We start from the raw sequence: 25,199 nt of genomic DNA, 5'->3' as shown, positions 1-25,199 counted from the left end.
TGCAATGGAACTTAAAAACAAAAGGGTACTGGTTACAGGAGCTGATGGCTTCATCGGCAGCCATCTGGTCGAAAAGCTTTTGGAAGAAGGTTGCAAAGTAAAGGCTTTCTGTTTTTACAATTCATTTAACAGCTGGGGATGGCTTGACTCTCTTCCAAAAGAAACCCTGCAAAAAATAGAAGTATTTACCGGAGATATAAGGGATCCCAATGGCGTGAGGACGGCAATGCGGGATATAGATGTTGTTTTCCATCTTGCAGCATTGATCGCAATCCCTTTCAGCTACCACTCTCCGGATTCATATATTGATACTAATGTCAAGGGTACCTTGAATATAGTGCAGGCTGCAAAAGATTTAGGGATTGAACGTGTTTTGGTTACGTCTACCTCGGAAGTATACGGTACCGCGCAATATGTACCAATAGATGAAATTCACGCCCGTCAGCCGCAATCCCCCTATTCTGCCTCAAAAATTGGCGCTGATTGCATAGCTGAATCATTTTATCGCAGCTTCGATCTTCCGCTGACCATAGTGCGGCCGTTTAATACCTACGGGCCGAGACAGTCGGCGCGGGCTGTAATTCCAACGGTCATCACGCAGCTGCTGAATGGAAAAACAGAGATCAAACTCGGGGATGTATCCCCTACCCGGGACATGGTTTTTGTCAAAGATACGGCTGCCGGATTTGTTGAAATTGCGAAATCTGACAAACTCATCGGGCAGGACTGTAACATAGCTACGCAGTCTGAGATATCGGTCGGCGACATGGCTCAGGAGCTCATTGACCAGATTAATCCGGCGGCAAAGATCATTTCAGATGCGGAACGCCTCCGGCCTCAGAAATCAGAGGTATTCAGGCTTTTTGGCTCTAGTCAGAAAATCAAGGAATTCACATCCTGGGAGCCGCAATATACCTTTTCGGAAGGTTTGGCGGAGACAATCGCATGGTTTCAGAACAAAGACAACCTACACCACTATAAAGCAGATATATACAATTTATGAAATCGAAAGAGCGTAATGAAAAGATAGTAACATTTATTAAAGACCAGTTTCCCGGTAAAGAGTTCATCCCGCTGCATGTCCCTTATTTTGGTGGAAATGAGAAAAAATACGTCCTTGACACCATCGATTCCACATTTGTTTCCTCCATTGGTGCCTATGTGGATAAATTTGAAGAGCTGATCTGTCAGATCACCGGCTGCCGGCATGCAGTAGCGATTGTCAACGGGACCAATGCTATTCATTTAGCTATGATCGTTTGTGGCACAAAACCAAATGACGAAGTCCTGACCCAGGCTCTGACATTCATTGCGACCTGTAACGCAATTAGTTATACAGGCGCAAAGCCCGTCTTTATTGATGTAGACAAAGATACAATGGGTATGTCACCTTCAGCTTTATCGAACTTTCTGGAAAAGAATGCTGAAAAAAGGAGCGACGGCTTCACTTATAATAAGAATACAGGCAGGAGAATTTCAACCTGTCTGCCAATGCACACTTTCGGAGTGCCCCTGCGTATAGATAAAATCGCAGCCATTTGTTCATCCTGGAACATTGTACTGGTGGAGGATTCGGCAGAATCTTTGGGTAGCACATTTAACGGAAAACACACAGGCACTATAGGAAAAGCAGGTGCTTTCAGTTTTAATGGTAACAAAACCGTTACCTGTGGTGGTGGAGGCGCGCTGATTACAAACGACAGCGAGCTTGCAAAAAAAGCCAAACATCTCTCTACCCAGGCCAAAGTAGCACATCAATGGGAGTTTTATCACAATGAAACCGGATACAATTACCGTATGCCTAACCTAAACGCCGCTCTCGCCTGCGCACAATTGGAACAACTGCCCTTTTTCCTTAAAAATAAGCGTGAACTTGCCCATCGATACCAAGCTTTCTTTGCACAAATGGGTATGCCCACCCATAGGGAAATGCAAGGAAGCGAAGCGAACTATTGGCTAAATGCGGTTATTCTCGATGATCTGGAAGGACGAAATGAATTTCTTGAATTCACAAACGCCAATGGAGTGATGACCCGCCCGATCTGGCAGCTTATGAACAGGCTCCCCATGTTCAACGATTGCGAACATGACGGTCTTGAAAATAGTCAGTGGCTGGCGGACAGAGTTGTGAACATTCCTAGTAGCTTCAGACCATGAACAAAATTCCATTGATACTGATTGGCGGAGGTGGCCATTGTATGGCGTGTATCGACGTAATCGAGCTTGAGGATAAATATGTGATTGAGGGGATTTTAGATAAGGAAGAGATGATTGGCAGGACGGTTCTTGGTTATCCGGTTATTGGTACTGATACCCTTGTCGCAGATTTAGTGAAAAAGAATTTTCATTTTCTTATAACCGTTGGCCAAATCAAATCAGCTGGAATAAGAAAAAGGATTTTTGAAAATCTAAAAGCCTACGGAGCGAAAATCGCGACAATTGTTTCACCGAGATCATATATATCGAAACATTCGTTTATTGGCGAAGGTACCGTTGTAATGCATGGAGCAATTATCAATGCAAGGGCGATTATCGGTTTAAATACCATAATCAATTCAAATGCTTTGATCGAACATGAAGTGATAATCGGTGACCATGTTCATATTTCAACGGCTGCGATTGTGAACGGAAGCGTGAAAATTGAGAATGAAGTATTTGTCGGTAGCAATAGTGTGCTTTGTAACCATATTGAGATTACCTGCCATACAATAATAGGAGCCGGTAGTACAGTTACAAATTCAATTACTACCGCAGGAACTTATGTCGGCAATCCGTGTAAACTGATCTCCCAGAAAAACAATCACCTATGAAATTATTAGTCGTCGGAGATGCTACGAGTCAGTTTGTTTTAAATTTTTCTTTGTATTTAAAACAGTATTACACAGATGTCCAAATTCATATCTTAAATACGAACAGCAGTGAGGACATAGTAAGCATACAGAGGAAATCAGGTTCTGCTTATGACAAAATATTTTGTTACTATAAAAAAATACCCCTCATCAATAAAATCCCCGGGGTACGGGGTGTGGTAAGACTTTTTACGGAAAGGCTGGTAAGGATGAAGGTTGAAAAGCAGTTTTATGATGTAGCATGTGTACATGCCTTGTTCGCAACCCAGTGTCGGATCGTAAAATGGCTTCCCAAAGTAACTTCATTTATAGTAGCCGCATTTTGGGGAAGTGACCTTTACAAACGAAAGGAAAATAATACCGAGCGGATACTTCTGCCTGCCCTGAATCTTTGTGACAGAATCAGTCTTTCGACGATGTCGATGCGGAACGACCTGATAGGCGAAATTGACGTTCCTATCTCTAAACTGAGAAATTGTCAGTTTGGTCTCAAACCACTGGAATTATTATTCTCTTCTGAGCATATTTCTAGGAAAGACGCAAAAACAGGACTGGGATTTGGAGAACATACATTTGTAATTGCGTGTGGTTATAATGGGCATCGTCATCAGCAACATTTGGCTATTATCCACAGCCTTGTCAAAAATAAGGACGAAATTCCAGAAAATCATCTGATGATTTTCCCCATGACCTACGGAGCTACGCCGGAATACAAAGATCAGGTTATCAACGCTTTAAGAGAGTCGGGACTGAAATACAAAGTCTTTGAAAGTTTCCTGTCTGATGAAGATATTGTATTGATCAGAAAAGCAACGGACATTCTGGTTCAGGTACAAAAAACGGATGCCTTTTCTGGCTCCATGCAGGAACATCTGTTTTGCAGAAACATTGTTATAACAGGTGCCTGGCTTCCGTATGAATCTCTGACAGAAAAAGGGATCATCCTTGAAAAAATTGAAAAGATAGACCTATTGCCCGAAAAAATTGGCAAGGTGTTAAAAAACCGCCATACCTTGCAAAAGCAAGTTGAAGCTGCAAATACGCCGGACAAATTTGAAAATTCGCTATGGTCTGTGTGCATTCACGATTGGTATAATTTGCTTAATGAATATAACGCAGCTGTCTGAAAACAGGAAATTATCCCTGTATACGCTGTCATTTTGACTACTAACTCCTCATTGAAAGAAGCCCTTTAATTCGTGACCAAAAGTTACTGCATTGTGGAGCCGTTAGCTCCGGTCCTCAAGCAAACCAAGCATAGCTTTCGCATGCTAATCGAGTACAAAAAACGAATATAACACCCGGATGGACACTAAAATTCAAAAACTGATCGTCGCCCCTGATACTTCTCTATCCGCCGCTCTGAGGAAAATGGATGAAATCGGGCACAAATTGCTGATTATCGCTGATGAAACGCTGTCTTTTCACGGACTTCTTTCCATCGGTGATATCCAAAGGGCAATTATTGCAGACGCGGGACTTCACTCGCCTGCAACTCAGTTTGTAAGAAAAAAATTGCGCATTGCAAGGTCTACCGATAATATCGACAACATAAAAAAACAAATACTAAGGTACCGGCTTGAATACATGCCGGTATTGAATTTCGATGAAAAAGTCGTGGATGTGATCTTTTGGGAAGATATTATCGCTCCGGATACAGTTGAAGTCAATAATCAGATCGGCCTTCCGGTCGTCATCATGGCTGGAGGGTTTGGAACAAGACTTAGGCCGCTCACGAATATTCTTCCAAAACCGCTGCTACCTTACGGAGAAACCACGATCCTGGAAAATATCATTGAACGTTTCCGGAAATTCGGCTGTACAGACTTCCACATTTCGGTTAATTACAAAGCCGAACTGATCCAATTCTATCTGGACAGTCTTGGCGAAAAAGATTATGATGTCAATTTGTTCAGCGAGGACAAGCCGCTGGGTACCGCCGGGAGCCTTGGGCTTCTGCAGGATCGATTGACCACCCCGTTCTTTGTTTCGAATTGCGATATACTGATCGATCAGGATTACTCCGCAGTTTACGACTATCACAAAAAACATCACAATGAATTGACTCTGGTGGCGTCTCTGAAGCAGTATAATATTCCATATGGAACCTTAGAAAGCGGTGTAAATGGAGAACTGTTATCGCTAAAAGAAAAGCCAGAGCTTACTTTTATGATCAATTGTGGAATGTATCTTCTTGAACCTCACCTTTTAAAAGAAATTCCCGAAGACACATTTTTCCACATTACTCATCTCATCGAGAAGATCAAAGAGCGGGACGGCAAAGTGGGCGTTTTTCCTATCAGCGAAAAATCATGGATTGATATAGGAGAGTGGCCGCTGTATTCCAAAGTCCTTTTCCAGTAAAAAAGCGTTTAGATGAGTATCAAAAGACAAGCAATATCAGGCACCCTCTGGACCGCGGTAGCCTCCGCAGTACAGGCTGTTATTCAAATCCTGAGGTTGTCCATTTTAACCCGGTTTCTTGAAAAGTCAGATTTCGGGCTAGTTGCTATAGTGGTACTGATACTTGGTTTCACGCAGATATTCACTGATCTGGGAATTTCAGTCTCTTTATTCTCCCGGCACGATATCAGCAAAAACGAGTACAGCAGCCTGTATTGGGTCTCGCTGCTTCTGGGTGGTTGTCTTTATGGCATCGTCTGCATTTTTACACCTTTTATTGCCGACTTTTATAACCAGCCGGAGTTGTACGCATTAATTCCCGTTATGAGCCTTGACCTGATTTTCACAACAGCCGGACGGCAATTCAGGATATTCCGACAGAAGGCAATGAAGTTCAAGTCGTTAGCTATAATTGATGTAACAACTACCCTGCTGTCACTGATCGTATCAGTAATAGTTGCCTACAGAGGAGGCGGGGCTTGGAGCATTGTCTATTCCACCTTATTTGCATCCTTCACCTCTTCTTGCTTGTTGATACTTTCTGGCTTAAAATCCCATCCGCTATCGTTTTATATTAACTTTAGAGAAGGTCGATCTTTTTACCGGACCGGATTGTTTCAGACCGGGTCTCAGATACTGGACTATGTGGCCTCCCAGCTGGATATACTAATCATAGGCAAGGTGATGGGAACCGCTGAATTGGGCGTTTACAACCTGGTCAAACAGCTGGTTATGAGAATTTACGGGCTACTGAACCCTATTATCACCAGAGTTTCAATACCAATTCTCGCAACCCTCAACGAAGATCTCCCCTTGTTAAAGGAGAAATTCTTGCAGATGTTAAAGCTGACTTCGCTAATAAATTTTGCTATCTATGGATTGATGGCCGTTTCCGCAAAGGAAATTCTAACTATAATTTATGGAAAGAGCTTTGAGGAATCGTACTTAGTTTTACAAATTTTCTGCCTTTGGGGAGGTATTATTTCTGTAATGAGTTCAGCCAGTGGATTAATCGTCGCAACCGGGCGGACAGAATTAGGATTCAGATGGACAATGCTCCGTGTCGTCGCTAACCCAGTGTTCATTGCCATCGGATACCAATACGGATTTATTGGAATAGTAATTGCGCAAGCTGCCTACGTTGTGATATTTTATAATCTATATTGGCGGATTGTAATTCAGAAAATTCTAAATCCCTTAAAATACGGAGAATATTTTACGGTCATGGCGTATCCGCTGGCTTATTCAGTTGTTATTTTCTCTTTACTAACATATGTCAGAATATACCTGGGTCATATTGCAGGAAATATATGGTCAAACTTTGCCATATTTTCATTCAGCTATTTAATCGGATATGCCTTATTTAATAAAAATATTCTTTCTATCCTCACTAATGAATATCTATTTGGTCGGTCGCACCGGGCAAATAATTCACCCATAAATTGAATAACCCGCTTTCAAAATAATAAAGAAATTAATGGAGAAGATATTAATAATTTCTTATCGATTTCCTCCGGCAGATGAAACTGGCACGCAACGGACATGGGCTTTGGCAAAGTATTTAAAAGAATTTGGGTATTACCCAATTTTCGTAACCAGAAACTGGGGCCATCCTTTAAAATCCCTTGAAGACTTGTATGTACCGGTGGGAGAAAGAATTGAACACGAAATACATGAAAACTATGAACTACATACATTGCCATATAAAAACATCTTAAAATTAAGAATCAACAAGAACTTTAAAAACAAACATTCCTATATACGAAAAGCTTTCAACTTATTGGATTATATCCTGATGTATTTTGGTATATTTCAGCTTAATGAGTTTCGATCATTTATCGAACAGGCTTCTAAAATTGTCAGTGCTGATCCGTCTATAAAAAAAGCGCTGGTAATCACGGACCCGTATCCACTCTTTTACACCGGTTTCTATTTAAATAAGAAATTTGGTGTAAAATGGATAGCTGACTACCGGGATGACTGGAACACAAGAGAGGTAAGCGATACTTACAATTTCAAACCTACACGTCTGCATAAGCTTGTTCAATGGATCACAAGCAAGATGGAAAAAAAATGGGTTAAGACTGCCTCGGTGGTTACCTCTGTATCAGACGAATATACAAACAGAATATCCAGATTCGTATCTGTCCCCGGAGTTACAATTTACAACGGCTTTTTCGAAGAAGATTATAATGTGACAACATCTGAAAGAATTACAAATACTCCTCCCACAGAATTCACAATTGTCCACAACGGTTCGCTATACCCTCAGCAAAATATCGAGATTTTCCTAAATGGCTTCAAAAGAACTGCGGATGAATATAAAAACATCATACATCTGAATCTCAAATTTATAGGTGTCACTTACAAACCTGGGTCAAAGGAAAGAATTGCTGAACTTCTAAGAGGCTACGAGCCATACTACACATGCACGGACAGAATTCCTAAAGAAGAACTGTTTAAAGAGATAGACAAATCTCAAATTGCCCTGCTTATTTCCTTTGGCAAAAATTTTAAAGGTTTAACTACCAGCAAAATATTCGACTACGTTGCCATGCAAAAGCCGGTTCTATGTTGCCCTTCTGACGGGGATGTAGTCGAAGAAATACTCACGGAAACAGGGCTAGGATTTTTTTGTGACAACGAGGATGAAGTATACGCCCAGTTAAGCTCCAAGATTGAGGAATACATTAAAAACGGGAAAATAATGATTCCCGAGGGCCTTACTAACATAACGAAGTACTCAAGACGAAATCAAACCAAGAAAGTGGCCGCGCTCATGGCTGATTTGTAAATATTCAACAAACACAAAATGGGAATATACTTTGCTGTATATCTTTTCTTTTTTCTTTTCTCTGCCTGGGATTTATTCATCGTGGACAGACGAAAGGCTATTAAAATTAGTTTAATGGCGCTCCTCGGCATTACCATGGTTATATTTGCAGGCATTCGCTGGGAAACGGGAACTGACTGGGAAAACTATCTTTACTATTTCAAAATAATAGATATCCGTCCGATCGGCGGAACAGCAATGGAGATAGGATATGAAATGTTGGTTCGTAGCTTCAAATTACTCATTAGCTCGAATTATACCCCTTTTCTGTTCTTTTGTGCTATTTACATTATCGTTCTTACATACTTTGTTTTATTCAAATACAGTCCATTCCCTTTATTTTCCCTTTTTCTCCTTTTATCATACAGCTTCGTGGGAAGTGGCTTTGGTGTACGTCAGGATCTTTCTATCGCTTTAACTCTGATTGCTCTAATTTTTGTCGTTGAAAGGTCTCTTTTAAAATTCCTTGTAGTTGTACTTTTAGCCTCCCTCATACACAATTCCGCAATCGTGTTCATCCCCGCATACTGGTTGTATACTTTCAAGTGGGATACCATCAAAGTACTATCCATAGTTGTATTTACACTCTTTTGCGTGCTATTTTCTGAGAGGATCATGAGTACATTTGGCACTCTGATTTCAGCGAGAAAAGTAGAACTCTACATGACTTTGGGAATGGAAACTGAGGCGAACCCTTATACAACTTTGATAAAAGGCCTTTTGGGAAGAATATTATTTTTTGCTATCCTGGTCGGTTTTGTAGACTATAATAATGAGGATAGGAAAATGTTTAACGGACTTTTCAATTTATATGTCTTCGGTATTATCATTTTCAGTATCTTCTCACCAATCAGTTTGATATTTGGAAGACTTGCCCGCTACTACGACATTTATCAGATATTATTATTACCGCTAGCTTATCTCTACGCCAAACGTATATATAAAATAATAATATTTATTGTAGTTTCAGCATTCTCGCTCCTGAAATTCACTACAGCCCTCAATGGTTCGGACGGAACATTTATTCCTTATAAAACTATTTTTAGTAAGTAATTACACACCGCAATTATGATTTATGTAGCTGATATATCATCTGTTGGAATTCAGCATGAGCAATTCAATGCCTCGTTCATTCACCTACTTCAACAGGAGAATCCCAAAGAACCGATCACATTTTTTGCAGACTCTACGCACATTGAATTTCAGAAGAATAAACTTGATAATATTAAATTTGAAGAAATAAATATATACGATCGGCGAGGAGGACTTAAAGAATTTATTAGAGCCTATTTACAATTCAAATCCCTTAAAACTATTATCAGACAGCTGGAAGCCAAAAATGAAAGGCATCTATTTGTTTTATTAATTCATCCGTTCGCACACTTCCTATTCAAAAATTTTTGCAAATCAAATGTACGAACCACCCTGGTAATGCATGGGGAGCTAGAGTCTCTTAAATTTAACAAGCACTTTCTGAACAAAATATGGGGATGGTTTCTCAAACAAGCCATGCAAATCCATAAAACGAAAGTAAGCTATATTATCCTTGGTGAAAGCATTTATCAAAACCTTATAAAAGTGTTGCCCGATTTCACAGGTCAAACTAGTGTTGTTATAGATCACCCTTACCCATTTACAGATAAAGCCGAGAAAGAAATCACAAGTCAGAGAATTGTCTTTTCTTCAATTGGAGTTGCGACAATTCATAAATACACGCAATATTTGTTTGAAGTAGCTGAGCAGGTTATGAAAACAGATTTTAAAAACAATTGCAAGTTTAATATCTGTGGGCGTGTATATAGGGATATGGACGGGCATTTAAACAATTATGTTCACTACAAACAAGACTTTGGATATTATACAAGGGAAGAATTAGACAGCCTGCTTGATGAGTCCAGCTTTGCGGTATTTTATTATAGTAATGCCAACTATTCTTTGTGCGCGAGTGGTGCATTCTGGGATGCAGTAAACGTTGAACTACCTTTTTTATACGTTCATAATGACTATTTCGACTACTATTCGAATGCTGTCGGGGGCATTGGAATGGTTTTTGATACACCAGCAGAACTAAACGAATATATTTTGCAGGTTGCGCGATATGGTATTGATACTGAAGACTACAAAAGATTTAGGTCAAATATAAAAAAGTTAAAACTCCCTAATAATGAGTTAGTTAAAAACAAAAATCACTTCGATAAACTATTGAATAATGATATTTGACCGTCTTGGAACACGTTTTCCGAAGTTGTTGCGGAATAATACTAGGCGGCAGTCGTTTTCCTAGTGAACCTGCCTTCAAGAAAATTACAGGTATTCCCTCCCGCTACGAATCCGGACGTCTGGCCCGGGCCATGTCAACTTTAAAACTTAAATCATTACGATATGTTTAAGCAAATTCTTTATGCCTTTATGGCTTGTTTCATTTCCTCTACCGTAGTATCTCAAAACCTTAACAGAGAGAAAATACTGCGGGATAGCACTATCAAATACGGTGTGAGTATTGAACCGTATTTGAAGGGAATTAACGGACAAAATAAAATAGTACCCGATTTTAACTACTCACCTTACATCAACAAATTTTTAAAACAGCACAAGTACGTCAAATTTCCACCTTATGCAATTACTATCGGAATCGACAGCTCACTTCGGAATAATAATCGAAACCATCTGAATATTAATTCGGGAAACAGGTTGTACTTTCCAAAAGGAAGTAAACTAAAATGTCCGTCTGGCATGAAAACAAATGGATACATGTTGTTCGTTTACGGAGATGTGAAGGATGTATTTATTGACGGAATAAATATAGAAGGAAGTAAAGCTAACGAAGGCTATGTGACATCGGAATATGGTTCTGGAATTGCGCTTTATGCCCCAAGCAATGTGATCATATCAAACGCAACAATTACAAAAAGTTCCGGCGATGGCTTGACTGTCAGGACCAACTGGGGTAAACAAAGTGAAAACATTACTATCAATGGCTTGAAAATACTAAATTCCACGCGAGTGGGAATATTGATCACCGGTATAATTAACGGACGATTTAATAATGTATACATCGAAGAAACAGGCGAAAAGATAAAATCTAATATTGTGAAACCACAGACTGCTGTTTCGTTCGAACCAAACGATTGTACCAGCAAATATGTCAATTGTGTTTTCAATAATCTAGAAACAAAAAATAATTTAGGCCCGGTACTTGCTACTGCTAATTTCTCGGCGTTATTCACAGATAGTAAAAATAAATGCGAACCAAACAAAATTAGTGTGAAAATCAACAACTGGAAAGATCTGATAGATGATCCGGCTTGTTATGGAGCCACATTCGATGTTTCTACTATCGGCCTAAAACAAATATCACATTTTTATAATACAGACAAAATAACCGGCGAATTCGAGCTGATCAATCCTACTTTTACACGAAATACCAAAAAAGGACTTTTAGATTATTATTTCATCCAAGGCAACAAAGAGCTACTGGAGGGTGGAATTAAATATAAGATTACCAATTTGAAGTTAGTAAACCAGGGCAAATCTTACAGCAAAGCAAATCAACTTCAGGATACCCGTATTGGAGATATCATGAAGAGTACAAACAAAGTTCTCATTAAATAGCCACGTCAATCCATTGAAAGACAAAAAGAAACTTGTATATGTCCTTCACGACATCGCGTTGGGCGGTGCTGAGGTGGCACTATTATCTGCTGTCCCTGCTTTAAATGAAAAATACTTTCTAAAAATTATTGTGTTAGGAACTGTAAATCAGGATCTTATAAATAATTTTACTGAGACTGAAAAGCGTGCTTTTGTCTCTTTCAATTATCCATTTTACTTATATCCGTTTGTTCTGCCTAGAATTATCCGGGCCATACTGGATTTTGACCCGGAAATCATGGTGTGCTCGCTTTGGAGAGCGTCCCTTGTTGGTGTGTTTGTAAAAAGGCTCAACAGTAAAATAAAGTTCTTTTCATTTAACCATAGTACACGTTTTCCGCACAAACTTTCAGCATTTTTCACACGGGCTGCGGCAAAAACGGCTGACGTTATTTTGACAGACGGCATTGCCACCAGGGATTTCGTTCGGGATAAGCTAAATCCCGGAGCGCCGATCAGGACGGTATCATTTTTGACAAACCCCACTCCTACCTTTATTAAAAACCGTAAAGTAGGTCCTGCCCGGGAGGTAAAATTTATGTTTCTGGGCAGAATCAATAAAGTGAAGAACCTGCCTTTGGTAGTTGATACAATCAGATATTTAAGAGATAGAGGAGTGGCAGCCACTCTGGATGTGTACGGACGAAACGACGGTGACATCAGCGAAACGATTGCAGCTATTGATGTAGCGAAGATCCAGGATCATATCCAGTTTAAAGGTGAGGTCAGTATGGAAGAGAGAATGTCGTTATTTGATCGCTATGATTTTTACATACAACTTAGTACGTTTGAAGGAATGGCAATGAGCGTTGCAGAAGCGATGCAGCATGGTTTGGTCTGCGTTGTTTCCCCGGTGGGGGAAATCGTCCATTATGCGAAAGATATGGAGTCGGCCATATTTATTGATATCTCTAGTGAAGACCGACGTCAAAGCGATATGAAAAAAATTTACGAGGTAGTCGTAGACGAATCTCTCTATGAAAGGCTATCCGTTAATTGCCACCAAAATTTCCTGCAAAAACCCCGATATGCAGATTCACTCGTTGAAGAGTTAGAGAAATAGATTTTCCCCGCAAATCCTTCCCACCTGTATACCAGCGTTGTAGATCTAAATGACGCTCACGGGCGCGCACATTTATTCTACAAATTATAACATAAAATTTGTAGAATTTTTTCTTTCAAATGAATTATATTCACTTTTTAGTTAAAATTGTTCAAATTTAACCCACTCAACTGTGAAAATATTTATATTAAATCTCATAACAATCTTATTAATATATCCGCTAGTTGGAAAAATGGCGGCATTTGGCGATCCGAAAATTGATCCTATTAAATTTTCAATGAGTACGGACGCGGCATATGTTACCTTAAATGAGGAGTTTGAGATAAATATCAGAGCCAGCTATCTGTATATCCCCGCTAATACCGCGTTCGTCTTTGAAGGGGCCAACACGTTCAGGTTAAAACTTATCCTTCCCGAGGGCTTTGAGAAAACCGGAGGAACATTCTCCGATTTTGTAGGGGCCGAATTATCTCCTTCCAACCCTTACGCTGAATACACTTTGAGGGGAAAATTTACCAAGGCTTCCGGCGATGGAGTTTTTCAATTGCTGCGAAGCCACGAAAAGGCTAATAATCAGGCAACCTTCGTGCAAGTTTCAAAGATTTCCTACAAGATAGATGACCAAGTAACTGACAAAAACAATTCAAACGCAAGAATTTCGCTTGTTGAAACACCTGGATACATCCCTTATATTACTATTGCTGAACTACGTGCAGGTGTCGCCGACACGGCAGGAGCGGTTTTCATCACCGACCCTGGCAGATTTGGTATGTTCAGATATAACGCTGCATCCTCCCTGGCCGACGACGGAGCAATGACGATCGTTGCTTCGGGTCGCAGATACGAGCGCGTTTACGATGGTACTGTTAACGTAAACTGGTTCGGGGTGGTAGCAGACGGCGTTAACGATCAGACGGCAGCTTTGCAGACTTTACTAAATAACGGGCTTTATCGAAAAATACATTTCCCGAAGTCAGCAGCTTCCTACAGAATAAGAAGTATTCGTGTCTCAAGTGGCCGCACCCTAACTTTTGAAGAGGGGACCGTAGTGGAAGGTATGGGTAATTTGGGCGCTACCGAAAGAATGATCTTTATGTACGATGCAAGTGACATTGTTATCAGAGGGTACAATGTCACATTCAAGGACCATCGGGAAAACTATACATCCGGCCAACACAGACACATTTTTTCAATGGAGGGCATTACGAACGCCGTTATAGAGGGTATGTCTGCAAATGACAGTGGAGGTGACGGCTTTTACTTGGGCGGAGCTTCAACAAAAAAATTCTGTGAGAATGTAAAACTGATAAACGTTCAGGCCAAAAACAACAGGAGACAAGGCATCTCTCTTGTTTCAGGGAAAAACATTGACATTATTAATCCTATTGTATCCAATACAAATGGCCAGGCCCCTGCTGCGGGAATCGACCTGGAACCTGGTCTGACAGAGCACCTTTTAGAAGGAATTCGTATTGAGAATCCCAGAACAATTGCTAATGCCGGGCCTGGTATCCTTATCAGCCCAGGTACGCTTGCAGGGACCGACAGACTAATTGACGTTGTTGTTTCAAATCACATAGATGATGGAAGTACCTATGGATTTTTAGCCACAACGGTAAAAGGACAACTGGCAGGGTCAATAAATATTGAGAATCCGACATGGAAAAACTCTAAATACAACGCATTTGTAGCGCGCAATTGGGGTTCGAGGGCTTGCGCAATTGAGGTTATCAATCCCACCGCAATTAATCCTAATATTGCGTTATCCGCATCTCCGACAGCGGGCGCCGTATTTCTGGTTTATAGAGATGCGGCAGATACCGGAGACAGCAATATCGGGAATGTTCACATTCTTCGGCCTAAAATTGTTGATACGCGCAGCCCGCAAGGGATATCGTTTGGTTTTAGTTTCAGGGATCTTGCCAGTTCCAACAGAATTTTAAATTGTAGTGTAAATGAACCCGTTAAGTCCGGTACATTTTATCCTGGCAAAATGTCCATTATAAATGCGGAGGTGACAGTCACTGACATTTATAATGTGATAGCAGTAGATTTTGGCGCTTATAACAAACCATTGGATAATTCGTATTATGTTTCCTTATATCATAATCAGACTTCAACCGCAACGAGATCTGTTATCATGGCAAAAGTTAATGCCAATTTTCCGCAAGTTACGGTTGAAGTAAGATCACCTCAACACATCCGCATTGTACCTCATGCAACAGATAATATCGTACCGCTTTCCAATGTAAATGGAAAATACTTGACAAGCAATGTAGTAGGCAGCCGCATAACATTAAAAAAATCTACTGACAACAGTTGGTTTATACAGGATATATCAGGCACCTGGACAGTAGAACCATAGAGTTGCAGAACTTCGATATTTATTCTAATAAACCTATCAATTATTTGCCAGTAGCAGTTAGCCGGTAAGATTTTTTCATATAACAAGAGCTATAAGTCATCGGGATCGACTATTTTTGACCGCCCCAACGATAAATAATAGTCAACTATATGCACGTAAAAAATAAAACGATTTGTGTAATCGGCCTGGGTTATGTGGGCCTTCCGCTGGCAGTCGAATTTGGAAAAATCTTTGATACGATCGGACTCGATATTGACCAGCAAAGAATCAATGAATTAAAGAATCACTTTGATCGCACACTTGAGGTAGACAACGCCGGATTACTGGAAGCCTCAAAGCTACGTTACACTGCCAGCCCGGACGAAATCCATGAAGCTGCCATTTTTATTGTAACTGTCCCCACGCCGGTTGATAAGTTCAACAATCCGGACCTCACGCCGGTCCGTAAAGCAACTGAAACCGTTGCGCACAATCTGAAACACGGAGATATCGTCATTTACGAATCAACAGTTTATCCCGGAGTCACCGAAGATTACTGCGTCCCCATTCTTGAAAAAATTTCCGGACTGACCTTTAACAAGGATTTCTTCTGCGGCTACTCTCCCGAGCGCATCAACCCCGGTGATAAGCATCACACGTTGACGAAAATCAGAAAAGTCACCTCTGGCTCTACTCCTGAAATTGCCGAAGAGGTAAATGCTTTGTATGCCTCTATTATCACGGCCGGTACTTTCAAAGCATCCAGTATCAGAGTAGCAGAGTCCGCCAAGGTTATCGAGAATGCGCAAAGAGATATCAATATTGCTTTCGTCAATGAGTTGGCCAAGATATTCAACCTCCTGAATATAGATACCACCGAGGTACTTGAAGCTGCCGGAACCAAATGGAATTTCCTTCCTTTTAAACCCGGACTCGTAGGTGGGCACTGTATCGGTGTTGATCCATTTTACCTTGCGCAAAAAGCCAAAGAAGTTGGGTATCATCCCGAAATTATCCTGGCCGGCCGCCGTCTCAATGACTCGATGGGCGCCTATGTCGCCACTCAATTCATTAAACTTCTTATCCAGAGCGAAAGAAAGATCAAAGGACAGGACGTACTTATACTGGGCATAACATTCAAAGAAAATTGCCCGGATATCCGTAATAGCCGGGTTATTGATATCATCAGAGAATTACAATCCTATGAGGTCAACATTTTTGTGTATGATCCCTGGGCCGATAAGAAGGAGGTTTATCATGAATATGGCCTTAATCTGGTCGAAAAAATTGACGATTTCAGTAAGTATCAGGGAATAATAGCCGCCGTTGGTCATCAAGAATTCCTTGATCTCGATATTCCTACCGGCGAGAATCATCCCATTGTTTATGATGTAAAGGGGATTTTCCCGAAAGAAAAGGTTGACGCCAGGCTTTGAACCGATACCGTCCGTCATATCCCTCTCAACGTTCTATACTCTTTGTTTTTATGACATCCAGCAAATATCATGATCAGGATCTTTCTGAGTTTTCATTTTTGATAACCGGAGGAGCAGGCTTCATAGGGTCCAATCTGGTCAGCTACCTTGTTCGGTATAATGCCGGAAGAATAGTGATACTGGACAATCTTTCCACAGGATATGTGGAAAATATCAGCAAATACTTGTCCGACAGCCGGGTCGAATTTATCGAAGGCGACATCCGGGATTACGATACTTGCAAGTCTGCCATGCAAAACATTGATTATGTGCTGCATCAGGCCGCCCTCGGCTCTGTGCCCCGTTCAATAAACGATCCTATTACTACCAATGAAGTTAATATCACAGGTTTCCTGAATATTCTTCAATCAGCTAAGGAATCGGGTGTGAAAAGAATGGCTTATGCAGCCTCTTCTTCAACATATGGCGACAGTCCGTCATTGCCTAAAAAGGAGGAAATTATTGGAAATCCCCTCTCCCCATATGCTGTTACCAAATACGTAAATGAACTTTACGCAGATGTTTTTTCGAGAGTTTACGGTTTTCACAGTGTTGGACTCAGGTATTTTAATGTATTTGGCCCAAAACAGAATATCAACGGACCCTACGCTGCTGTGATCCCGCTGTTCATTACAAAAATCCTTAATAATGAATACCCTGTTATTAACGGTGATGGTTCAACGTCCCGGGATTTCACGTTTGTTTCAAATGTTGTACAGGCCAATATAAAGGCCCTGCTGGCAGGAAATATCACCAGGCACGAAGTTTTTAATATTGCCTGTAATCAACAAACAACTCTGAAAGAACTTGTTTATGCGATTGCCGAAGAATTAGGAAGTTCGGTAGAAGCCGTATATACTTCTGAAAGAAGCGGCGATGTAAAGCATAGCCTTGCGGACATTGCGAAAGCAAAATCCGTCCTACTCTACGAACCTGACATATTATTCAAGGAGGGGCTAGCAAAAACAATCGCCTATTTTCAGGATCAACAACCTAGCTAACCGTCTTGTTAATATTCATTTCATGCATAAAATAAAGCTGCTGAGAATAACAACAGAGACTTATTCGATGCATATATTGTTGAAAGGCCAGCTCAATTTCATGTCGCAAAAGGGATTGGAAGTGTACATGGCCAGCACTCCTGATGCCCATGTACCGGCGCTGGAAGAGCAACAAAACGCAAAATTCTTCCCGCTACCTCTTTCGCGCGAGCTGACTCCGGTCAAAGATCTTATCGCATTGTATCATACCATTCGTCTGATACAAAAATTAAAGCCTCAGATCGTCCATACACATTCCCCAAAAGCAGGCGTGGTAGGCATGCTTGCCGCATTTTTATGCAGCGTGCCTGTTAAAATACATACAGTTGCCGGTCTGCCCTTAATGGAGGTCACAGGTGCCAAAAGAAAATTGCTCAACTTCGTTGAATCATTCACGTACTGGTGCGCCGACTGGGTTCTGCCTAACTCGCAAGAACTTAAAAAGTTTATTCTAGATCATGATTTTACCAGGCCCTCCAAAGTAAAGGTCATGGGAAACGGGAGCAGTAACGGCATGGATCTGGCTTATTTTTCAATCACCCAGGACTTACTGGCAGAGGGGGAAGCATTCCGCCAGGAACATGGGATTACCGAAGAACACACGATTCTTACCTTTATGGGCAGGCTGGCCTTTTATAAGGGCATTAATGAACTGGTAGAAGCTTTTCAAATTCTTCAAAAAAAATACTCTAATCTTAAACTGCTGCTCATTGGTGCGCCGGAGGAATTGAACCCTTTGAAAGAATCCACTAAAAACGAGGTTATAAATAACAAGGATATTATTTCGGTCGGCCATCAAATAGATGTAAGAAAATTCCTGGCAGTTTCCGACATTTTTGTTTTCCCCAGTTACCGTGAAGGTTTTCCGCAGGCACTGATGCAGGCTAGTGCGATGGGCTTGCCAAGTGTTGCAACGAACATTAATGGCTGTAATGAGATCCTGGAAAATGGTAAGACCGGAATATTAATTGAACCCAAAAGTGTAGAAGCAATAGTTGACGCCGCCAGTCAATTACTGGATGACGAGCAGGGGCGAATTATCATGGCCAAAGCGGCTCAAAACTTCATTACAACCAATTTTGAGCAAAAAAAGCTCTGGCAAATGATTTACGATTTTTATGTGGATTGTGTCGGTAAAACAGGTCTGAAATAAGATTACGTTTTGTATTTAATATACGTAGATTATCAAATGAATTGATCGAAATTTGTAGCATGGTTGGCTAAAATTTCGCTGATAAATTACACGGCAAGGAAATACCCGTGATAACGTCATAAAAAGTCATTTTTAATTGCTTGTGAATGGACAAAAAACCCGGCTCCGACCGTTCCAATTGCAGGGAAATATAAGGTGTAGCAGCTAATTTCCGTCAAGATGGCATCACATCTTGTTAAAATTATAACTTTTATTATTAAAACTTTATCTTTAAACTTGCAACATATTTTTAACACACATATACATTTTTAACATTGCCGCACACCTATGAACCAAACTTCTGTTTCCCATCGTAAGTATGTACATCGTCTACCAAGCAAAGTTTCCAGAACCGAGGAAGCGTTGATCGTAACAAGTTATGACTATTTTCTCCAGAAATATGACCTAGCATTACTCTTAAAACGGTACAAAGAAGTTATCCTGATTCCAAATTCTTCTAACGACGACTATTTGTTAAATCACACCGTCAGGCCGTTACTGGATAAATTTGAGAAAATCCATCTGGTTACAAACCCGCAGTATGACAAACGAAACAGAGTTATATATGAGTTCGTAGTAAGGAAAAACAAGTCCATAAGAATTACTACGGTTTACGACTTCTGTGAGAAATACCTGAAAAAAGTTTACATTCCTGAGAATATTTCTGAAACGAATCCTAATCTTTCAGATCTTCCTACTTTCGGCAAACGCGTAAGATACCCCAAGAAAATAATCGACCTTACTATATCTGTTGTATTGTTTTTTACGACAATCCCACTTTGGATTTTAAGTTATTTCAGAATTAAAATGCAGTCCCCCGGCCCTGTTTTTTATCGACAAGAACGTGTTGGAATCAACAATGTACCATTCGACTGTATCAAATTCAGATCCATGGGTATAGATGCGGAAATAAATGGAGCTTCTTTTTCCAAGAAAAACGATTCAAGAACATTTTCCTACGGGTCGTTCATGCGGCTGAGCCGAATCGATGAGTTGCCGCAGATAATCAACATTTTCAGAAAAGATCTTTCGCTGATCGGCCCCCGCCCTGAACGACAGGTTTTCACAGAATCCTTTGAAGAAATCATCCCCTATTATAATGTACGACATAACATCAAGCCCGGAATTACAGGCTATGCTCAGGTCATGTATTCATACGGAGCGGGAGTTTATGATGCCAGGCACAAATTGATGTACGATTTGTATTATATCAAAAACTGGAGCCTGTTTCTTGAGCTCAAAATAATACTCCTGACCGCTGTCGTCATTTTTGGCAAGAGGGGAAGATAAATCCCCTTCTGAACAGATTTGTCGGAACCATCTTTAAATCCTGAATGAGGAATTCAATTATATTGCTGCTGTCGTGGTTAACATTTCCCAACCTGGCATACTCTCAGGATTCAACCTTTTTTTTTGATACCCGTTTGCAGGGAACTTTATCCACACCTCAAACTCCGTTTTGGTTGTATGCCAATCAGAACGGAGTTGTTCCTGTAAAAGGCTCCTTTCTGCTGGCACAAGCTTCTTTTCAAAGATTTTATAATCCCAATAACCCGAGGTTTTTTCAATGGGGCGGAGGTGCTGAGCTGGTTGCAAACGGAGGAAAACAATCTTCTGCGTTCTTTTCAGACCTTTTCATTTCCGGCAGAGCGGGCCCGATAGAGCTTTCCATCGGCCAGAGAAAAGATGTCATGGGACTTGCCGACAGTGTATTGACGATGGGCTCAGTCGCCATGTCTTCCAACTTCCGTCCCTACCCAAAAATCCAGATTTCAACGTCGAGGTTCGTAAATCTGTTACCCGGAAATGATATAGTTTCGGTTAAATTTTCCTATTCAGATGGGTTGTTTGGCGGGGCCGATATCGGATATGGAAATGTGAGCTGGGTACCAGACGTTTACCTGCACCAAAAATCACTGTATATAAAACTTGGTGGTCGCAGGCATAAATTGAATTTATACGCCGGATTTAACCACCAGGTAATGTGGGGAAGCGAGCAAAAAATCTTCTCAGGCGGTTTGCCAACGTCCGAAGCCTATAATTACGTAGTTTTTGGCAAGCCCTGGGGTGGCAGCCGTGTAGGCAACCACCTGGGAACTATTGATGTTGCAGGGGAGTGGAAGGCAAAAAACTGGAATATTTTTCTTTACAGACAAACCATTTATGAAGACGGCTCTCTGAGTAATTTGTCCAGTATTGCAGATGGGCTGAACGGACTGCGATTTAAGAGAATAAAAAAATCCCCCTACCAAAATTTTACGGTTAACACAGTCCTGTTGGAATTCATTTACACGAAGAATCAAGGAGGAAGTGATTTTGACTTCGGAACCGGCACTTTCGGCAGGGATAATTATTTTAACCACTATGTTTATAATCAGGGATGGTCTTACCGGCATATGACGCTTGGCACACCTTTAATTGCCCCCCAATCCTTGTTTCGTAAAAACTTAACATCCTCTGGTGCTTTGTTTACGACCAATAACAGGCTTTATGCCTATCACATTGGAATTGATGCTTCCTGGAAACAAGTTAATATGCTATTCAAAGGCACCAGATCTACAAATTTCGGTACTTATCAGTCCGAATTCAGGCCTGCGGTACAACAAACCTCTCTTTTGCTCAAAGTTGAGGCGCCTGTCCATTTTTGGGGCGAGAATTTCCTGAATGTAAGTTTAGCTGCTGATTTGGGCAAGTTATATCCTAATAGTACCGCTTTATCGTTGGGCTGGAGGAAATCCGGTTTTATCAAATAACTTTGAGAATATCAAACTATTTTGATCTCCGAGTAATTTTACACTTTAATGCCGGTCCTCTGATTAGATGCGAATTTGCCTTTTTCTATTAGCCTTCAGTATTGCGTTTTCCGTCCACGCACAAGATTCTACCGTTTATTACAAAGCGTCCGTGATGTTATCGGGCGCAACTGACCAGTCTCCTTTCTGGGTACATGCCAATCAAAATGGAAATATTCCAATGGATGGCAATTTTGCTCTGGGAAATTTGGCATTGTATAAAGTATATAACCCCAATAATCCCAGAGTTTTTCAGTGGAGCGCAGGGGCAGAGATTGTCGGAAGTTATGCCAAATCTGAAAAGATATTTGCATCAGACATGTATATCTCAGCTAAAATAGGAATTGTAGAGATCCTTGGCGGTCAGAAAAAAAATGTCACCGGCTTAATGGACACCACCCTCACTTCCGGCTCTCTCTCGGTGGCAGGCAATTCCAGACCATTTCCACGGTTGCAGATATCAATACCTGATTACACTCCGCTCTATTTCACAAATAATTTCGTGTCCATCAAAATGTCGTATTCTGACGGTTTGCTCCGTGGAAGCCGCGTCAACTATGGCAGTACTCCGTATGTCGACCGTACTTATTTTCACCAAAAAACCTTGTACCTCAAATTCGGAAATATCCATCATAAGTTGAATATTTATGCAGGTATGAACCACCAGGCAATGTGGGGAGGTGAAGATGAAATAGACCCTCTTCATGATCTGAAACCAGAAAAAGCTTACTGGTACACAATCTCCGGTAAGACTTTTAACAGCAGAAAAACGGGTAATCATTTTGGTACCATCGACGTTGGCGGCGAGTGGAAAAGCAAACAATGGTCCTATTTTTTATACAGACAAAATATTTTCGAAACCGGATCGCTTTTCAAAGTGATTAATTTTCAGGACGGATTGAATGGTCTAAGGGTCAAAAGAAATGCTCGGTACAACGCAGGCTCGAAAAAATTTGAATTACAATCATTTCTTTTGGAAGTAATTGGCACTCAAAGCCAAATCAACAAATCTCCGCTGTCCGGATTGGCCGTATATCAAAACGGGAATTATTTCAATAGCTATATTTATCAGACGGGATGGTCTTATCGAGGCAAGGGAATCGGTACTCCTCTGATACCGGAATCAGGAATTACAAAGAATACATTGCCAAGAAATGACTCGGAATTTACCAATAATAACAAATTCTGGGCGTTCCATACTGGCATGGTTGCTAATTGGCTCAGACTAAAATTAAGTTTAAGAGCAACATATTCCCGTAATTCCGGAAGTTATTTAAGCGCATTCGATTCTACTGAGCAACAGGTATCCATTCTGTTTTCTGCGGAAAGAAATCTTAAAGCATTGAAGGGTTGTAGTATTTATTCATCCATCAGTTCCGACTTTGGCGAACTATATCCCAACTCCTCCGGACTACTTGTGGGTATCCGAAAAAATGGCTTTTTAGATTGAGAACGCTGGTTATTGGTAGTGATAGAATACAATATGAATACAGAAAAGTTATACCTATTTTTGTTTTTTGCCAAAACGAAACATTATACACATATTAAAAAAGTTTGAGGGTATGTCTATGCGATTTTATATATACAGTATATTTCTTCTTAACATTATTTCAGGGGCCGGTTTTTCGCAATCCGTATCACCATCTGTATATTCCGACTCTACCTTAAATTACGTTGAAATTTCAGGTCTGGGAAGTAATAATTCACGTACACCGTTCTGGATACAAGCCAATCAGTTCGGAACTGTTTCTCGGGTTAGTCCCAACGGAAGTGCACGTGTAGGTCTTGAACATTACTGGGCGCTGCCTGCGAGCCAGGGTCAGAGAAGCAACTGGCGGCTGGGTGCAGGAGTAGAGGCAGTTGCTAATGTCAACCAAAGCAATTCAAAAATTCTTCTTCCACAGGTTCACGCAACCTTACGATATAAAAACTGGGAGCTTTATGTCGGCCGCAAAAAACAATGGCTGGGCCTGGCGGATTCCACATTGGGCACAGGTTCGTATGCATGGTCCGGTAATGCTATGCCTATCCCTAAAATCTACATCGGAACCACCCAGTTTGTATCTGTCCCGCTCACAAAAGGATGGGTATCCTTTCAGGGATTTTATTCAGATGGGGCTTTCGAAAAAGGCCGGCCAGTCACCAGTGGCTTGAAACTGCATCAGAAAGCTTTGTATTTGAGAATTGGAAAGGCGAACTCTATGGTCAGATTATACGGAGGCTTTAACCACCAGGTACAATGGGGAGGCAAATCTCCCTATCTGACGTCCGAAAGCGGAAAGCTTCCCGGCGGTTTTAGCAACTACGTAAGTGCTGTTTTAGGGAAAGTAGGTGGCACCGGGGAAGATATTATTCATTTTGATAGCACAAGCCGCATTGGAAACCACCTTGGTTCTATTGATATGGGATTGGAGATCGAGACCTATTCGACCATTTTATCTTTTTACAGGCAATTTGTTTACGAAGATGGCTCTCTTTTCTACATGACTACCATTTCCGACGGTCTGAATGGATTTCGCATACGTAGAAAAAACTCTTATGGGGCCAACTTTGAAGTTACAGAAGGGGTGGCAGAAGTACTTTATACCAAAAACCAGGGCGGGGATGTATTCGTGATTGGTGTCGGGAAATTACGGGGGAATGATGATTATTTTAACAATCAGCAAGTCCGGGACGGCTGGTCCTACTACGACCGCACTATCGGCACACCCTTTATTCCACCAACTTCCGAAACTATCTGGAAGTATCCGCAGTACTCCGACAATTTCACCAGCAATAACAGGGTAATGGTATTGCACTTGGGATTGAAAGGCAGCTTGTTCCGGAAAGTATTCTGGCAGACAAAGTTATCCTATTCCAGTAATTCGGGAACTTACAGAGGTCCGTTTGCAGATACGCCCACCCAGTTTTCCGGACTTATAGCTCTGCATATGAAACTGAATGTTCTGGGTGGAATGATTTTGAAAGGATCCTATGCCGCGGACATTGGCGATTTGTATCCAAAAACACACGGCTTCTCCCTGGGGTTGAGAAAAGACTTTGCGTTGGGTCCGGTGTTCAGATAATATTGTTTCTTATTTTTTCTGCCAGGGTCGCCAGTTCCTCTTGCGTTATTTTTATTTTTTTGCTGAAATCAGCATCTTTCATCGAGTTCAGCGGAAGCAAGTGTACATGTGCATGAGGAACTTCCAGTCCGATCACACTCAATCCGATCCGTAGACATGGAACAACTTTTTCAATAGCGGGAACTATGCTTTTTGCAAAAACAAAAAGATTGGCATAAAGCTCGGTGTCGAGATCAAAAATATAGTCTATTTCTTTCTTTGGAATCACAAGCGTATGCCCATAAGTGATCGGAAAAGCATCCAGAAACGCCAGGAAATCATCATTCTCCGCTATCTTATGCGAAGGGATTTCGCCATTTACGATTTTTGAAAATATAGATGCCATTTTATTTATTGAGCTGGTTAAAAACTTTTGAAATAGGAAAATGAGTTCTGTTAACTTTCAATTGAAATAATCAATTTAGCAAAGAAAAGTACTTAATATTGCGATCC

General features: G+C 40.9%; 20 protein-coding genes. 19 read left to right on the top strand and 1 reads right to left on the bottom strand.

Features of this window, described 5'->3' with window-relative positions; genetic code table 11:
* The first annotated feature begins 4 nt into the window (after positions 1-4).
* From FBF61_RS10315 to FBF61_RS10225, 19 genes are all read left to right on the top strand, one after another.
* On the top strand, positions 5-1,003 hold the full coding sequence (locus FBF61_RS10315; RefSeq protein ID WP_138477157.1) for an NAD-dependent 4,6-dehydratase LegB: 999 nt from the start codon (positions 5-7) through the stop codon (positions 1,001-1,003).
* Positions 1,000-2,157 carry a LegC family aminotransferase gene (locus FBF61_RS10310; RefSeq protein ID WP_138477156.1) on the top strand — a complete coding sequence of 386 codons (1,158 nt, stop codon included), beginning with the start codon at positions 1,000-1,002 and terminating at the stop codon, positions 2,155-2,157. Before FBF61_RS10315 ends, FBF61_RS10310 begins: the two co-directional genes overlap by 4 nt.
* Positions 2,154-2,810, top strand: coding sequence for an acetyltransferase (locus FBF61_RS10305; RefSeq protein ID WP_138477155.1), 657 nt, complete (start codon positions 2,154-2,156; stop codon positions 2,808-2,810). Before FBF61_RS10310 ends, FBF61_RS10305 begins: the two co-directional genes overlap by 4 nt.
* Entirely contained in the window at positions 2,807-3,976 is a 1,170-nt protein-coding gene (locus FBF61_RS10300) for a glycosyltransferase (RefSeq protein WP_138477154.1), read from the top strand. Before FBF61_RS10305 ends, FBF61_RS10300 begins: the two co-directional genes overlap by 4 nt.
* 178 nt (positions 3,977-4,154) lie before the next feature.
* On the top strand, positions 4,155-5,213 hold the full coding sequence (locus FBF61_RS10295; RefSeq protein WP_138477153.1) for a nucleotidyltransferase family protein: 1,059 nt from the start codon (positions 4,155-4,157) through the stop codon (positions 5,211-5,213).
* 12 nt (positions 5,214-5,225) lie between these two features.
* Positions 5,226-6,698 (top strand): MOP flippase family protein, encoded by a 1,473-nt coding sequence (locus FBF61_RS10290; protein WP_138477152.1) that lies wholly within the window; start codon positions 5,226-5,228, stop codon positions 6,696-6,698.
* Between the two features lie 31 nt (positions 6,699-6,729).
* Complete coding sequence (locus tag FBF61_RS10285) at positions 6,730-8,046, top strand: glycosyltransferase family protein (RefSeq protein ID WP_138477151.1); 1,317 nt, start codon at positions 6,730-6,732, stop codon at positions 8,044-8,046.
* A gap of 18 nt (positions 8,047-8,064) precedes the next feature.
* On the top strand, positions 8,065-9,138 hold the full coding sequence (locus FBF61_RS10280; RefSeq protein ID WP_138477150.1) for an EpsG family protein: 1,074 nt from the start codon (positions 8,065-8,067) through the stop codon (positions 9,136-9,138).
* A 15-nt stretch (positions 9,139-9,153) separates the two neighbouring features.
* Complete coding sequence (locus FBF61_RS10275; protein ID WP_138477149.1) at positions 9,154-10,305, top strand: hypothetical protein; 1,152 nt, start codon at positions 9,154-9,156, stop codon at positions 10,303-10,305.
* Positions 10,306-10,467: 162 nt separating this feature from the next.
* Positions 10,468-11,697 carry a right-handed parallel beta-helix repeat-containing protein gene (locus FBF61_RS10270; RefSeq protein ID WP_138477148.1) on the top strand — a complete coding sequence of 410 codons (1,230 nt, stop codon included), beginning with the start codon at positions 10,468-10,470 and terminating at the stop codon, positions 11,695-11,697.
* Positions 11,698-11,710: 13 nt separating this feature from the next.
* A complete protein-coding gene (locus FBF61_RS10265) occupies positions 11,711-12,799 on the top strand; it encodes a glycosyltransferase family 4 protein (RefSeq protein ID WP_138477147.1) in 1,089 nt (362 codons plus the stop codon).
* Between the two features lie 277 nt (positions 12,800-13,076).
* Positions 13,077-15,164, top strand: a complete 2,088-nt coding sequence (locus tag FBF61_RS10260) for a right-handed parallel beta-helix repeat-containing protein (RefSeq protein WP_138477146.1) — start codon at positions 13,077-13,079, stop codon at positions 15,162-15,164.
* Between the two features lie 149 nt (positions 15,165-15,313).
* Positions 15,314-16,579 carry a nucleotide sugar dehydrogenase gene (locus FBF61_RS10255; RefSeq protein ID WP_138477145.1) on the top strand — a complete coding sequence of 422 codons (1,266 nt, stop codon included), beginning with the start codon at positions 15,314-15,316 and terminating at the stop codon, positions 16,577-16,579.
* 50 nt (positions 16,580-16,629) lie between these two features.
* A complete protein-coding gene (locus FBF61_RS10250; protein WP_138477144.1) occupies positions 16,630-17,619 on the top strand; it encodes an SDR family oxidoreductase in 990 nt (329 codons plus the stop codon).
* Positions 17,620-17,641: 22 nt separating this feature from the next.
* On the top strand, positions 17,642-18,811 hold the full coding sequence (locus FBF61_RS10245; protein WP_138477143.1) for a glycosyltransferase family 4 protein: 1,170 nt from the start codon (positions 17,642-17,644) through the stop codon (positions 18,809-18,811).
* Between the two features lie 327 nt (positions 18,812-19,138).
* Positions 19,139-20,140 (top strand): sugar transferase, encoded by a 1,002-nt coding sequence (locus FBF61_RS10240; RefSeq protein WP_138477142.1) that lies wholly within the window; start codon positions 19,139-19,141, stop codon positions 20,138-20,140.
* Between the two features lie 44 nt (positions 20,141-20,184).
* A complete protein-coding gene (locus FBF61_RS10235) occupies positions 20,185-21,603 on the top strand; it encodes a capsule assembly Wzi family protein (RefSeq protein ID WP_138477141.1) in 1,419 nt (472 codons plus the stop codon).
* A gap of 67 nt (positions 21,604-21,670) precedes the next feature.
* Positions 21,671-23,092, top strand: a complete 1,422-nt coding sequence (locus FBF61_RS10230; RefSeq protein WP_229214995.1) for a capsule assembly Wzi family protein — start codon at positions 21,671-21,673, stop codon at positions 23,090-23,092.
* A gap of 118 nt (positions 23,093-23,210) precedes the next feature.
* Positions 23,211-24,707 carry a capsule assembly Wzi family protein gene (locus FBF61_RS10225; RefSeq protein ID WP_229214994.1) on the top strand — a complete coding sequence of 499 codons (1,497 nt, stop codon included), beginning with the start codon at positions 23,211-23,213 and terminating at the stop codon, positions 24,705-24,707.
* Here the strand turns inward: FBF61_RS10225 and FBF61_RS10220 are convergent.
* The gene (locus tag FBF61_RS10220; protein ID WP_138477138.1) at positions 24,700-25,092 is read right to left on the bottom strand and encodes an HIT family protein; all 393 of its coding nucleotides are present in this window, start codon (positions 25,090-25,092) and stop codon (positions 24,700-24,702) included. The two genes, FBF61_RS10225 and FBF61_RS10220, sit on opposite strands and share 8 nt — an antisense overlap.
* Positions 25,093-25,199 lie beyond the last annotated feature (107 nt).

This window comes from Dyadobacter bucti (assembly GCF_005869225.1).
In the GTDB taxonomy this organism is placed as follows: domain Bacteria; phylum Bacteroidota; class Bacteroidia; order Cytophagales; family Spirosomataceae; genus Dyadobacter; species Dyadobacter bucti.
The sequence above is the reverse complement of the archived record's forward strand: the minus strand, read 5'-3'. Positions and strand labels throughout refer to the sequence as shown.

Bases quoted from the DNA above. Each gene is read 5' to 3' on its own strand.
- FBF61_RS10315 (WP_138477157.1), top strand. From the start codon at position 5: ATGGAACTTAAAAACAAAAGGGTACTGGTTACAGGAGCTGATGGCTTC.
- FBF61_RS10310 (WP_138477156.1), top strand. From the start codon at position 1,000: ATGAAATCGAAAGAGCGTAATGAAAAGATAGTAACATTTATTAAAGAC.
- FBF61_RS10305 (WP_138477155.1), top strand. From the start codon at position 2,154: ATGAACAAAATTCCATTGATACTGATTGGCGGAGGTGGCCATTGTATG.
- FBF61_RS10300 (WP_138477154.1), top strand. From the start codon at position 2,807: ATGAAATTATTAGTCGTCGGAGATGCTACGAGTCAGTTTGTTTTAAAT.
- FBF61_RS10295 (WP_138477153.1), top strand. From the start codon at position 4,155: ATGGACACTAAAATTCAAAAACTGATCGTCGCCCCTGATACTTCTCTA.
- FBF61_RS10290 (WP_138477152.1), top strand. From the start codon at position 5,226: ATGAGTATCAAAAGACAAGCAATATCAGGCACCCTCTGGACCGCGGTA.
- FBF61_RS10285 (WP_138477151.1), top strand. From the start codon at position 6,730: ATGGAGAAGATATTAATAATTTCTTATCGATTTCCTCCGGCAGATGAA.
- FBF61_RS10280 (WP_138477150.1), top strand. From the start codon at position 8,065: ATGGGAATATACTTTGCTGTATATCTTTTCTTTTTTCTTTTCTCTGCC.
- FBF61_RS10275 (WP_138477149.1), top strand. From the start codon at position 9,154: ATGATTTATGTAGCTGATATATCATCTGTTGGAATTCAGCATGAGCAA.
- FBF61_RS10270 (WP_138477148.1), top strand. From the start codon at position 10,468: ATGTTTAAGCAAATTCTTTATGCCTTTATGGCTTGTTTCATTTCCTCT.
- FBF61_RS10260 (WP_138477146.1), top strand. From the start codon at position 13,077: ATGAGTACGGACGCGGCATATGTTACCTTAAATGAGGAGTTTGAGATA.
- FBF61_RS10255 (WP_138477145.1), top strand. From the start codon at position 15,314: ATGCACGTAAAAAATAAAACGATTTGTGTAATCGGCCTGGGTTATGTG.
- FBF61_RS10250 (WP_138477144.1), top strand. From the start codon at position 16,630: ATGACATCCAGCAAATATCATGATCAGGATCTTTCTGAGTTTTCATTT.
- FBF61_RS10245 (WP_138477143.1), top strand. From the start codon at position 17,642: ATGCATAAAATAAAGCTGCTGAGAATAACAACAGAGACTTATTCGATG.
- FBF61_RS10240 (WP_138477142.1), top strand. From the start codon at position 19,139: ATGAACCAAACTTCTGTTTCCCATCGTAAGTATGTACATCGTCTACCA.
- FBF61_RS10235 (WP_138477141.1), top strand. From the start codon at position 20,185: ATGAGGAATTCAATTATATTGCTGCTGTCGTGGTTAACATTTCCCAAC.
- FBF61_RS10230 (WP_229214995.1), top strand. From the start codon at position 21,671: ATGCGAATTTGCCTTTTTCTATTAGCCTTCAGTATTGCGTTTTCCGTC.
- FBF61_RS10225 (WP_229214994.1), top strand. From the start codon at position 23,211: ATGCGATTTTATATATACAGTATATTTCTTCTTAACATTATTTCAGGG.
- FBF61_RS10220 (WP_138477138.1), bottom strand. From the start codon at position 25,092: ATGGCATCTATATTTTCAAAAATCGTAAATGGCGAAATCCCTTCGCAT.